This window comes from Allobosea sp. P1_A7 (assembly GCF_056406775.1).
This window is the reverse complement of record NZ_JBFTZN010000174.1, coordinates 1-12,233: the sequence shown is the minus strand read 5'-3', so window position 1 is coordinate 12,233 and position 12,233 is coordinate 1. Positions and strand designations below refer to the sequence as shown.

Below are 12,233 nucleotides of genomic sequence, written 5' to 3'. Positions count from 1 at the left end.
GGAGTGCAGCCGCGATCGCGATATTGCTGGCCAGGGACAGGGTGGCGTTCTGCTCCTCGGCGCGTAGGCGCGGGCGGAAGATCAATTGGTAGCGGCCGTCGCCGAGAGCATCGACCTCCTGTTCAGGTGGGTCCACGCGCGCTGCGCCGCGCCGGCTCTCGGCAGCCTCGATGCGGCGGGCCAGTTCATCGAAATCGGGCGGCAGATCAGACGCGCCGACCCTGTCATAGGCGAGCTTGGCGGTGCTGCGGATGACAGCCCGCTCTGCATTGTCGAGATGGACGTTGCCATCGGTGTCGATCCGGGTGGTGAAGATCACCGCCGGCCGAGGTCCGGTGGGCAGGAGGCTCGCGGCGCCCTCGGCGAGAACCGGCGGATACAGCCCGACCTTGCCGTCCGGCAGATAGAGCGTCGTGCCGCGCTGCCACGCTTCCCGGTCGACCGCGTCGCCATCGTCGACGAACCAAGCGACATCGGCGATGGCGTAATGCAGCAAAAGGTCGTTGCCGCTGCGCTCGATCGTGAAGGCCTGGTCGAGATCCGTCGATGTCGCGGGGTCGAGCGTGACGAAAGGCCGGTCCGTGCGGTCGACATGCGCGGTCGGCGCGCGATGGGCAGCAGTTTCCGCCGCTGCAAGAACCGCGGGCGGAAACTGCTCCGGCACGCCGAATTGGCGGCGTATCGCCGCCATTCCACCGATCAGCGCATTGGTGGAATCAATGAGGGTCTTCATCCTCGCGAGACCTCTGCCCGTTGTTGAGCTGCTGCGAAGCAGCCCGCGCGAAGGTTCGCGAACTGCTATAGTTGCAACCGTTTGGGCATCACATGCAACGATAGCGATCGGTCATGTCGAGCGATGCGCCTCAGACTGGATCGGGGCGCACTTCGCTTCCCGCAGACGTGGGGCGCAATTTGCTCGACTCGAGATAGGCACGCCGGTGGGATCGACGATCGACCTGCGCCTCGCGAATAGCCTGTTTCCAGTGTCACGCCCGCGTGCCCGCTAACTCAGGTTGTTGCCCCAGATCATGATCGACAGCGAGAAGGTGATGAGGCCGATGACCGCCAGGATGAACGCGCGACGACGGGTCCCTGCCTCGCTGTGGTTCAGGCCGGTCAGCAGTGTTGCAAGCGTCCAGAGGCCCGTGAATGCCAGAAGCACCAAGGTGTAAACTGGGCCGGAGAGGTCATAACCGCCCCCTCCGATCGATGGATGTTCTGAAGGGCCGGGGCTGAGGCTCCAAACCAGAACGCCCACGACCACGACGAAGGCGGTAAGCCATACGTAGAACCCCCTGCCTTTCAATCAGCCCTCCTCAGGCTTCCGACGGTCCGAAAGGGAACCGAGCCCCATTTTGTTTGGGCAGCTTTCCCAGATACGGACGGTGGCCGCATAGCCTCGGAATGACAGAAGCTGGCGCGTCTCACGTCGCAAATGCTTCGCGACACGGACGGCGTGTGGCTGCGCGGCGATCCCTGCATCTTGGTAGCATCGACCTTTGGCAGGAGGCCACTCGCGCGCGCTGGCCGCGTCTTCAGCCGTCCCTATCGAAATCGATCAGCTGTCCATCGGCTGCAAACTCGGCATCGAACTTGATCCCATCGGCAAGGCGGCCTTCGATCTTGATGCGTCCGCCTCGCTCGAACTCAATCCTTTCGAGCGTAGCACCGGCCGGCCAGGACGGGTTTTGCAGCACCGGGGCCGGAACCAGCGAGCGGATCTGGTCAATGGGAAAGAGGCCGCGCCCCCGCGCTTCGATTTCATCGATTTCCCCGTTCTGCTCCAGTTCGACCTTGATGCGAGCGCCGCCGGGCAGGGTGCCGTAGACATATCTGCCATAGGCGATGTGCGGCTTCGGGCGGGTCTGAATGTCGGTCAAGCCGAGATCCACAATCGACCGCGGGAGATCCTGGGCGGCAAGCAGGCCGGGCCAGGCGAAGCTTGCCGCAAGGGCCGTGGCTACGAAGATGCGCTTCATCACTTCCATTCCTCTCCGCTGTCGGTCGCGCAGCAGGCCGGCTGTCGACGTCGCGACACTCCGCCGAGATTGTCAGAGATGGGCCGGAAGCAGAAGTCGTCCTAACCGACGGGGGGTGACCCGCTGAGCGGCTCCAGTATCTGGCGGCACCGGTGCCGGAGGCCGCCGCTGCCGCCGATGACGGTCCCTATTGCTGGGACAGAATCCACTTCACCAGACCTTCGGCCTCCTCGGGCGAGACGCCAGGTTGAGGCGGCATCGGCATCTGACCCCAATTGCCGCCCCCGCCCTTCATGATCTTCTCGCTCAAGGTCTTGAGCGCGGCTTCGTCCTTGGCATAACGCTCGGCCACGGCCTTGTAGGCTGGACCGATCATCTTGCGTTCGATGGAATGGCAGGCGACGCAGTTCTTGCTCCTGGCCAGTTCGGGGCTTGCGAAAGCGGGCGAGGATGCCAGAAGCGCGACGAAAGCGGCTGCGGCGAGGTGGCGAAAGTCAACCATGGACCAGGCTTCCCATCATGCGCGATCCGGATCGGTCGGTATCGCGGAACAGTGGTCGAAACGAAGCGGACAGCACCAACGCAAGGATCATCATCGGCTCTCCGGTCGGGGCGGCCAGGCACGCGATGATCTGCGGGACATGCGCTGAAACGCGAGCGCTGCCGGAGCCGGCACTTGTCCGCCGCCAGGCGAGAAGCCCAAGCTCCATCTGTCCGTATCGTCTCGTGCTGGTCGCTGTCCGAAGCGGTTGCGAATGCTGATCGCGTCAGGTCTGCGGGCGCGGCCAGGCTGGGCCCGCAGACGGAAGGTCGGCCGCGCCGCCGCTGCGGCAGGCGCGGCTGCCCATCAGGCTCAGTTGGGCTTGAGCTGGTAGACGTCGCCCTGGTCGGTGGCCACGTACATGCTGCCGTCAGGCGCCTGCACGACGGAGCGGAAGCGTCCGGCCGGCATCGGCAGGGACACCGTGCTGCGCGTGGCGGACGCGCCATCGGGCGTGATGTTGAGCACGTCGAGGCGGTTGCCGACCGGCGTTCCGTGGATGCCGATGCCCATGAAGGTCACGACCATCCGGCCGTTCCAGTCCTTCCATTGCGGGCCGTTCAGGAATACGCATGACGACATGCCCTGCGAAAGCGTGTCGTTGTTCCAGGCCGGCTTCATCGCGTTGGGATAGGTCTTGGTGTCGGTCATCGGCATGAAGGCCGAGCGCTCCTTCGGATCCACTGCGCCCATCTGGTTCGGCGAGTATCCGCAATAATTGTCGGGGCAGTCGGCGCGCCCGGCGATGTTCGGGCGCGGATCCCAGCCCGCGTTGCCGCCGGCGGTCAGCGCCGTCACCTCGTCGCTATGCCAGGGGCCGTTCTCCGCCGTGTAGGGCTGGTTGGTGCCGGGCCGGAAGCAGATGCCCTGCGGGTTGCGGTGGCCGTAGGTGAAGACGCGCGTATCGAAGCCCTGTGGCGGGTTGTTGCCGGGCGCGGCCTTGCCGTCCCGGTCGATGCGCAGCACTTTGCCCCCAATGCGGGTCGGGCCCTGCGGCACCTCGCCATTATGGGTGTCGCCCGTCGTCACGTAGAGGAAGCCGTCCGCGGGGCCAAAGCGCAGGCGCCCGCCATTATGCGCGCCGGCATCGCCGAAGGGATGGTTGCTCGGCGCCGCCTTGTAGGCGATGTCGGTGACGATATCCTGCCGGTTCGAGACCTTGGTCAGATCGGGGCTGACCACGAGCCGCAGCACCCGATTGGTTCCCGGCGCGGTGATGTTCGACGCCGAGGACACGTAGATGAAGCGGTTGTTGTTGAAGTCGGGGTCGATCGCGACGCCGCTCATGCCGGCCTGGCCGCTGCAGAAGAGGTCGGACGCGGTCTCGGGGTAGTTCTTGGAATCCTTGATGCCGAGCAGGGCGTTGATCTTGCCGGAGGGGAGCCGGACCGAGAGCCCACCGCATTTCTCGGTGAAGAACATCGTGCCGTCGGGCAGGAAGGCCATGTCCCAGGTCAGCTCGCGTCCGGACATCACCGTGGTGCTGGTGAGCCCGGGCGTTCCGCCGGGGCTTTGGGCCGTCGCCGCCCCGGATAGGGCGAATGAAGCCAGTAACGTATAAGGCAACACGAAGCGAATACGTCGAGTCATCGATGTCTCCTCCGAGTTATTGTGCATCCCTGTAAAGGCCAGCGATCCGCTGGATCCTGGGCCGAAAGCATTGTTCGACAGGTCGATTGTTATGCGAGCGTCCAATGTCGTGCAACATCGTTTCGCGTCGAGGTGGTGCGTCGATTCCGCGGCAGAGACGCTGGGGCAGCGCTAAGCTTGCTTGGCTAACGCGAGCGTCAATATTGGAGATGACGAAAAGTCTTACGCAAGAGGATAGGCCGCCGGATGCGGCGCGATATGCCGTTATCCGAGGGCACGCCCCAATTGCATGCCGCGATGACGATAGGTGAATTGATGATCGCTGAGTCGTGGTTCGCTCTGAGTGCCGACGGTCTGGAAAATGGGCAGATATAGACTGGAGAATTTCCAGATTAGTCTCGGCCATATCCGGGAGCTACTTTGCGAGGCTCGCCAGCCCGGGGCCGGATCGCCGGGGAGGGCGCCCGGGCCCGGTACGCCCCGGCCCCAATCTCGGCCAGCTCGCATGGTGGCGAGGCGCAGCATCCGCCGTTCGCGTCGCAATACGCGTCCTTCGGCAGAGTGGCTTTGGGGGCGACGGAGGATTTCTGGAGCGCGCGCGACCGGTGTCCCGATCTGGAGTAGCCCGCTCGCCATCCCGTTCGGGAAAGAGCTCCAGCATCGCGCGTCGCCGATCTCCGGGTACCGCCTGCCCTCTTCTGGAAACCTCGTCTTTCCAATGCGATAGAGGACAGGGATGAATCTCAATCTGAGGGCGAGGGCAGGGTCTGGCGCCGACCTGTCAACTCCCGACCAAGGCGGCCAACGGGAATCTCGCGCCATCTGAGCCACCGCTTGGCACTTGCAACAGCTCAGTTTGACAAGCGAGGTCCCTGTGCCGGCATGGAGGTGAGCGTGCCGACGATCCGGTCGGTGCCCGCGCCTGCCGCGCAGAGCGCGTTCGCCGTCTCGCCGAAATCGACGAGATCATGGTGGCGGGCATCCGTGGCGCGCTCCAGCGGGATCAGCCAGGCCGCATGGCCGCGGCGCGCAAGGCCTTCGAAATAGAGCTTCTGGGAGGAGAACGGCACATTCGTCTCGCGCGGATCGCCGATCACGAAGACGCGCCGTGCGGGATCGGTCGGCACCTTGTCGAGCGCAGCCGAGGGGTCGAAACGCTCCGATCTCTGCCCCGGCCTCACGAGGCCGCGTGCTTCCAGATAGGCGCGATAGGCGGCTGCGCCGGAGGAGATCACCGCACAGCGCAGATCGTCGCGCTGCGCCAGCATCTCCGCGACGAGCGTTCCGCCACCGCTATGCCCGCCGAGCGCCCATGACTGGATGTGATACCGCGCCTTGAGACCGTCGAGCGCAGCCGAGATGAGCTGCGCTTCGATGGGGCGACCGCGCATCGTGTAGTGCTTGCCGGCGCTTCCATAGGTTCCGGGCCGCCCCAGGAAGATCGAGGGGATGCCGAAGCGGGCCGAAAGCCTCTGCTGCAGCGCGACCATCTCCGTCGGGCCGAAGCCGCTTTGCCGCTTGTCCGCATTCGCCCCCTTCGGTCCCAGTACGTCGCCGTTCAGCCAGATCGCGGCGATGGGGATCGTGCCGGAGCCAGGTTTCAGCCCGGCCGCATAAYATCGCAGGCATGTCGCCTGGGTTTCGAGCCAGATCGCGGTATTCTTGGCTTCCAGCGCCGCGCACTCGGTCCGGCTGATCCTGATGCCATCGACCACGGCGATCGGGTCGAAATTCGCCCGCTCGGGGATGGATTGAGCGGAGGCCGGCGCCAGTCCTGGCGCCGCGGCAAATGTCAGCGTCAGCAGTCCGAGACGGCTTGAAGCTCCTATACCGCGCATCCTCGACTCCAAACGCGTTGCCGCCGAACCGGTACAGGCGCGGCCGATCCATGGACAGGGCATGATTGGCTCATTTCGCGGGCGGAGGCGAACGCCATCCCGCCCCGCGGGCGAAGCGGCGACATCTGACGACATTTCGGCGCGCATCGGGCAAGATGGCCCCCCTGCCACCGGAGGGTTGGCCGATGACGCGACGGGATTTCGTCCTCTTGCTCGCTGGCGCAGGGCTGACCTGGCCGCTCGGATCGCGTGCGCAGCAGCCCAAGGCCGTCCATCTCGGCTGGCTCACCATGGGACGGGTCGCCGAAGTCAGCCCGTTTCTCGACGCATTGCGTGCCGGGCTTGCCGCCCTGGGCTATGTCGAGGGCCGCAATCTCACGATGACGGCGCGCTATGCCGATGGCGACAGTGACCGGGTCGTGGCCTTGGCGGACGAACCGGCCGCCATGCCGGTGAATGTGATCGTCACCCATGGTCCGGCGACGAGCCTGCTTCAGAAGGTCAGCGCCGTCGTCCCGGTGATCTATGTGTTCAGCGCCGACCCTGTTCTGGCCGGGCTCGCCGAGAGCCTTGCCAGGCCCGCACGCAAGATGACCGGAATCACCTTGATGTCGGTCGAGCTGAACGGCAAACGCTTGGAAATGCTGCGGGAAGTGATGCCGCAGATCAATCGTGTCGCGATCATCGCAAGTCCGACGCATGCCGGAGAGGAGCTGGAGCGAAGCAATTCGATCGAGATGGCTGAGAAGCTCGGCATTGCGATCCAATATTTTTCCACCCCGGGTCCCGATGCGCTCCGTCTGGCCTATGCCGGCCTGGCCGCCGACCCGCCGCAGGCGATCGTGGTCTTTCCCGATCCGATCACCTTCACGAACCGCCGGCAGATCGTCGATGTCGCGAACGCACACCGCATTCCCGTCGTCTCGGCCTGGGCCGATTTTGCGGAGGCCGGCGCCTTGTACACATACGGACCGAAGCTCGCTGAATCCTATCGGCGGGTCGCCTATTACGTGGACCGCATCCTGAAGGGAACGAAGCCGGCGGAACTGCCGATCGAGCGCCCGACCGTGTTCGAATTCGTGCTCAATCTGAAGACGGCGAGGGCGCTCGGCATCGAGGTCAAGCCAGCTCTGATCGAACGCGCCGATCGCGTGATCGAATAGTGCGCCGGCTCCGGTCGCCTGCGCCGGCGAAACCGGCATCGTGGGCGCGGCCCTTCAGGAGTGACGGCGGCCGGCCCAGCCCGCGAGCCGGGCCAGGAAGGCGTCGGCGGCCCCGAGCTGCGCGGGCGCGATCCATTCGTCGGGCTGGTGCGCCTGGGCGATCGAGCCCGGCCCGCACACCACCGCGGAGATGCCGGCGGCCTGGAAGAAACCGGCCTCCGTGCCGAAGGGCATCGCGAAGGGCGGGCCGATGCCGCCGAGTGCGGCGACGACAGCGAGAGCCGGTTCGGCGCCGGCGCTCGCCAGAGGCGGAACATGGACATGCCTTCGCGTCGACTGGCGGATGTCGGGCGGCGTTGCGCGGGCGAGATAGGCGGCGACCAGCCGTTCGGTMTCCTCGGCATCCTCAGGCGTGACCGGCCGGAATTCCCAGAGCAGCTCGCAGGCGGAGGGCACGATGTTGATCGCCGAGCCGCCCTCGATCCGGCCGAGATTGACGGTCGTGCGGTCGATCGCCCCGGCGCGGTGCCCGACCGCCCTGAGGAAGCCGGCGAAATCGACCGCGGGATAGATCGCGCTCGCCCCCGCGCTCGGATCGCTCGAATGCGCCGCCTTGCCTTCGAAACGCGTGCGGAACCCGAGAAAGCCGCGATGGCGGTCGCCGAGCCGCATCAGGGTCGGCTCGCCGATGATGCCGAGCTCCGGCCTCTCCTCATGGGCGAGCAGATCGGCGATCAGGCCGGGCACGCCGAGACAGCCGACCTCCTCGTCATAGGACAGCGMGATATGGATCGGGCGGGCRAGATCGGCGGCCGCGAAACTCTCCGCCGCAGCAAGGCAGGCCGCGATGAAACCCTTCATGTCGGCGGCGCCGCGGCCATGGAGCTTGCCGTCGCGCTCGCTCAGCCGGAAGGGGTCGGAGGACCAGCTCTGGTCGTCGACGGGAACCGTGTCGGTATGCCCGGAGAGGACGACGCCGCCCGGCGCGCGGGGGCCGAAGCTCGCGAGGATATTGGCCTTGCCGCGACCCTCGTCATGGCTCAACCGGACACGGGCGCCGATGCCGTCGAGGCGGTCGGCGACGCGCTCGACGAGCGCCAGGTTCGAGCGGCTCGATGTCGTGTCGAAACCGACCAGTTCCGCGAGCAGGGCGATCGTCGCAGTCATCGCCGTTCACGCCACCTGCTCGTGATCGGCGAAATCCTCCTGCGCAAACACGGTCATGATCTGGCTTCTCCGGGGCGTCGGGATACGGACGGGCGGCCGCCAGCGGCGGCGAGGCCGAAGCCGCCGAGGATCAAGGCCGCGCCAACGAGATGGAACGGCTGCACGGGCTCGCCGAGCAGCAGGAAGGCGAGGGCGGCGGTGAACAGGGCGACGAGATGGAAGGAGGCGCCCGTCACGCTCGGCCCCAGCGCACCGACGCAGCGATTCCAGATGATGAAGGCGAGCAGCGAGGCGAAGACGCCGATATAGAGCACCGCCGCGATCGGGCCGGGCGATATCGGGATCGTCGCGCCCTGGGCGAGCTCCCAGATCCAGAACGGCAGCAGCACCAGGAGCCCCGCCGCCATCGTCGCGGCTAGGAAGAGGAGCGGGTCGAGATCGGCCGGGCGGCGGCGCAGCAGCACCGAATAGACCGCGTAATTGGCGACCGCGATTAGAACCAGCGGCTCGCCGCCGGTGAGGCTCAAGCCCGACAGCGTCGAAGGCGCACCGCGCGCGACGATCCAGCTCACGCCGACGAAGGAGATGGCGATGCCGGCCAGCGTGCGGGCCGAGACACGCTCGACGCCGAGCATGAAGGCGGCGAGCGGCACCATCAGCGGCAGGGTCGAGTTCAGGAAGGCGACGCTCGCGGCCGGTGCACTTTGCAGGGCGAGATAGCCCAGCGCATTGTAGCCGGCGATGCCGAAGGCGCCGCAGGCGAAGACGAGGCCACGCGCGCGGATGAGCGCCTGCCGCTGCGCACGAAGCGTGCCGAGAACGAAGGGCAGCAGGCAGGCGAGCGCTACGAGCCAGCGGCCGACCGCCAGCGAGACAGGCGGAAAGGATCCTGCGAGCGCCCGGCCGAGCACGAGATTGCCGGCCCAGAACAGCGGCGGCAGGGGCAGGAGCAGCAAGGGCTGCGACCAGAGACGCTGGAAGAGATACATCGCGAGCGCCTTACGCGACGCCGGCGAGGCCGATGCGCAGCCGGCGGTTATGCCGGCCCTTGTTGTCGATCTTCAGGATGCTGATCGGCGGCGAGGCCCCGGTCGACGCGAGATGCGTGCCGCCGCAGGCCTGCCGGTCGAGCCCGACGATCTCGACGATGCGGACCTGCCCGTCCGCCGTCGGCGGCGGGGCGACAGAGCGCGAGCGGATCAGGCCGGGCTCCGCGAAGGCCGCGGCTTCCGCGACATGGCTTTGCCGCACCGGAAAATCCCGCCGGATCAGATCGTTGACCGTGCCTTCGATGGCGCGCAGGCGCTCGTTATCCGCCTCGGGCAAGTCGAAATCGATGCGCGCCGTGCCGTCCTCGTTCATCTGCACCCCGGTGACGAGCGCGCCATTGAAATCCTGGAAGACGACGGCATTCACGATATGCAGATCGGTGTGCAGCGCCCGCATCAGCTGCCGGAACGGCCCGTCGACCCTCGCTTCCACGGGCGCCGCCGGCAGTTCGAGCGGTTCCGCCAGCATGTGCCAGAGCCGGCCGCCCTCGTTTTCGAAACCCGCGATCGCGACTTCGCCGCCAGTCCAGGCGAGCGTGCCGCGATCGGGCAATTGGCCGCCGCCGCCGGGATAGAACGGGCTCTCTGAAAGCGCGACCCGGCCTGGCCGTGTCTCTACGACCTCCGTCGCCAGCGTCAGGACATCGGGATGATCGAGGCAGTAATAGCGGGACATGAAACTCACCTTGCGGGCAGCCCCGACGAGGGGCTTGCCTGCAGGCGAGAGTGGCGCGGCGCGGCGCGTGTCTATTGGCGAAAATTGAGAGCGCGATCAGATCGCCCGTGTGCGGCGGCTCTGCCGAAGACCGCAATCCACGTTTCCTGCCGATGCTTCAGCCGGACGCGGCGCGCACCCATTGCAGCGGCGTAATGCCGTAGCTGCGCTTGAAATGCCGCGTCAGCGCGCTCTGGTCGTAGAAGCCGGCGTCGAGCGCAGCAGCGGCGATCGTGGCGCCGCGCCCGAGCGCCCTGATCGCCGCCTTGAGGCGCAGTTGCGTGAGATAGGCATGCGGGGTCAACCCCGTGCTGCGCTTGAACAGGGCGATGAGCTGGAACGGCGTCAGACCGACCTCCAGCCCCAACTGCTCCAGCGTGAGGTCCTCGGCATGACGCTCCCGCATGAACTCGCGGATGCGGGCGGCTTTGGCGCGGTCCCGCGCCGGCAGCACCAGCCGGGGTTCGCCCGCGGCATGGCGCCGGATCAGGGCACCGAAGCTGCGCAGCAGCAGCTCGCGCTCCTCAAGCGGATCGTCGCCCTGGTCRAGGATGCGGTGCAGGCCGAGGAAAGCCTCGATCAGATCGGGGTCGTGGACGGTGTTGCGGCTGAAATAGGCGGTCTCATCCAGGCCCAGCGCGGTCTTCAGCGTCTCGATCGCCGGTGGCGTCAGGTAGAACCCGCGATAGAGCCAGCGCCGGCTCCAGCCCATCCGCCCGGAATGGGGCTCGTCGGGGTTGAACACCAAGAGGCTCGAGGTCCTGGCCTCGTCGCTGCGTCCGCGGCTCTTGAATTCGGCGCCGCCGGCTTCGGTGACGGCGACGACGAAGCCGTCATGGCTATGGGGCGCATAATCATGGCTGGTGAAATCGGCAACGAGGCAGCTCAGGCCCGGAACCCGCGGGTCGTGCCAGTAGCGCGAGGAGTTGCGGAGGTCGATGCGGGCCAAGATGCGATCCGGACGGTGAGGACGGGTGCGATGGTGCGACGATCCAGGCCGGATCGCAACCATGCTGCATTGCCGAAGGCGCGCCATCGGCTCCTCGAAACGCGCTCATCCCAGCCGCGATTGCTCACGGAACTGACGCGGCGTTACGCCGGCAATGCGGCGGAAGGCGCGGCTGAAATGCGCCGGGTCCGTGTAGCCGGTCGAAAATGCGACATCGATGATCCTGGAATCCGTGTCGCGCAAAAGCCTGGCCRCATTCTCATATCTGACCGTGTCGAGGATGTCCGAATAGGTCAGGCCGACATGGGCGAGCTTGCGCTGAAAGCTGCGGGCGCTGACGCCTGCCATCTCCGCGACCTCGGCCAGAGCCGGGGTTCGCTCATCCAGATAGGCCGGCAACATCAGCTTGAGCAGTTCGACGATGTCAAAGGCCGAGGGACCATCCGCGTGATCGTGCGGGGGGGCAAATGAGTCGGTCGAACGGTTGGAAAGACCAAGGTGGGAGACCGGCAGGCTGATCCAGGCAGCGTGCTGGCCTGACAGGAACTGCACATTGGGCCAGGCGGCCCGCGTCGCAGGACCCGGCGTGTACCTCGTCTCGAAGGCGATCGTTCCCGGCATCCAGTCGGGCCCTGCAAACTGCCGGATGATGTAGACCGGGAAAATATTCTGGATCCATTGTGCGTATTCCAGATTGAGCAGCCCATCTGTCCCGGCGAGCCTGCTGCAGACGCGCGCATGATCGTCATGGTGTTCGATCCACATGCTCAGGATCGTATCCTCCCGTGACGCCCAGCGGCAGGCGTGCCTGAGCGCAACGAGCAGTGTCGGGGCGTGCGCGATCAGCGCCCGGGTCCTTTCTCTCAAATGCAGGAAATGCAGCCGCTGGGTCGCGAGGAAGCCGAAATCCTCGATGCCCTGGGTTCTCCCGGCGGTTGCCGCGAAGCGCAGCACCGGCAGGAGCGGCAGGTAGAAGTCGCTCTTCTCCTCCAGGGACGAGGGAAGCCGGAACTTCTCCAGGAGCGAATGTGTCGGCGCCCCCATCTCGTCGAGAATTCCGACGAAGGGCAGAAGGAACTGGCCGCGCGTCAAAGGGATATCAGCCATCGGATCTCGCCGTGATCATCGGGGCGCCGCGTTTCCTGGGGCAGGGCTACCCCAGGATTCGCCAACGACGCGCAGAATAGCCGGTCGCGATTGGCGCGAAATGGCAAGACTGCGATCTGCCCATGCACGAAATGC

12 protein-coding genes are annotated in these 12,233 nt (G+C 66.3%); 1 reads left to right on the top strand and 11 read right to left on the bottom strand.

From position 1 onward, the window contains the following. The 6 genes from AC1D34_RS25060 to AC1D34_RS25035 form a co-directional block, all read right to left on the bottom strand. A partial coding sequence (locus AC1D34_RS25060; RefSeq protein ID WP_476825655.1) for an RNB domain-containing ribonuclease occupies window positions 1-733 on the bottom strand: 733 nt, incomplete at its 3' end. 270 nt (window positions 734-1,003) lie between these two features. Continuing rightward, a complete protein-coding gene (locus tag AC1D34_RS25055; protein ID WP_441507307.1) occupies window positions 1,004-1,306 on the bottom strand; it encodes a hypothetical protein in 303 nt (100 codons plus the stop codon). 229 nt (window positions 1,307-1,535) lie between these two features. After that, complete coding sequence (locus tag AC1D34_RS25050; protein WP_441507308.1) at window positions 1,536-1,979, bottom strand: hypothetical protein; 444 nt, start codon at window positions 1,977-1,979, stop codon at window positions 1,536-1,538. 187 nt (window positions 1,980-2,166) lie between these two features. After that, the gene (locus AC1D34_RS25045; RefSeq protein ID WP_441507309.1) at window positions 2,167-2,481 is read right to left on the bottom strand and encodes a c-type cytochrome; all 315 of its coding nucleotides are present in this window, start codon (window positions 2,479-2,481) and stop codon (window positions 2,167-2,169) included. Between the two features lie 351 nt (window positions 2,482-2,832). After that, the gene (locus tag AC1D34_RS25040) at window positions 2,833-4,110 is read right to left on the bottom strand and encodes a PQQ-dependent sugar dehydrogenase (RefSeq protein WP_441507310.1); all 1,278 of its coding nucleotides are present in this window, start codon (window positions 4,108-4,110) and stop codon (window positions 2,833-2,835) included. Between the two features lie 851 nt (window positions 4,111-4,961). Further along, complete coding sequence (locus AC1D34_RS25035; protein ID WP_476825654.1) at window positions 4,962-5,948, bottom strand: alpha/beta hydrolase family protein; 987 nt, start codon at window positions 5,946-5,948, stop codon at window positions 4,962-4,964. A 185-nt stretch (window positions 5,949-6,133) separates the two neighbouring features. On the opposite strand from AC1D34_RS25035, the gene AC1D34_RS25030 reads away from it, so the two are divergent. Beyond that, window positions 6,134-7,111, top strand: coding sequence for an ABC transporter substrate-binding protein (locus tag AC1D34_RS25030; protein WP_441507312.1), 978 nt, complete (start codon window positions 6,134-6,136; stop codon window positions 7,109-7,111). 54 nt (window positions 7,112-7,165) lie between these two features. Here the strand turns inward: AC1D34_RS25030 and argE are convergent, their stop codons facing one another. From argE to AC1D34_RS25005, 5 genes are all read right to left on the bottom strand, one after another. Continuing rightward, the gene (gene argE, locus AC1D34_RS25025) at window positions 7,166-8,278 is read right to left on the bottom strand and encodes an acetylornithine deacetylase (RefSeq protein ID WP_476825653.1); all 1,113 of its coding nucleotides are present in this window, start codon (window positions 8,276-8,278) and stop codon (window positions 7,166-7,168) included. Between the two features lie 53 nt (window positions 8,279-8,331). Continuing rightward, window positions 8,332-9,267 (bottom strand): DMT family transporter, encoded by a 936-nt coding sequence (locus tag AC1D34_RS25020; protein ID WP_441491260.1) that lies wholly within the window; start codon window positions 9,265-9,267, stop codon window positions 8,332-8,334. Between the two features lie 10 nt (window positions 9,268-9,277). Further along, entirely contained in the window at window positions 9,278-10,003 is a 726-nt protein-coding gene (locus tag AC1D34_RS25015) for an alanyl-tRNA editing protein (protein ID WP_476768642.1), read from the bottom strand. 157 nt (window positions 10,004-10,160) lie between these two features. Next, window positions 10,161-10,991, bottom strand: coding sequence for an AraC family transcriptional regulator (locus tag AC1D34_RS25010; protein ID WP_441507316.1), 831 nt, complete (start codon window positions 10,989-10,991; stop codon window positions 10,161-10,163). A 105-nt stretch (window positions 10,992-11,096) separates the two neighbouring features. Then, window positions 11,097-12,098 (bottom strand): helix-turn-helix transcriptional regulator, encoded by a 1,002-nt coding sequence (locus tag AC1D34_RS25005; RefSeq protein WP_476825652.1) that lies wholly within the window; start codon window positions 12,096-12,098, stop codon window positions 11,097-11,099. Window positions 12,099-12,233 lie beyond the last annotated feature (135 nt).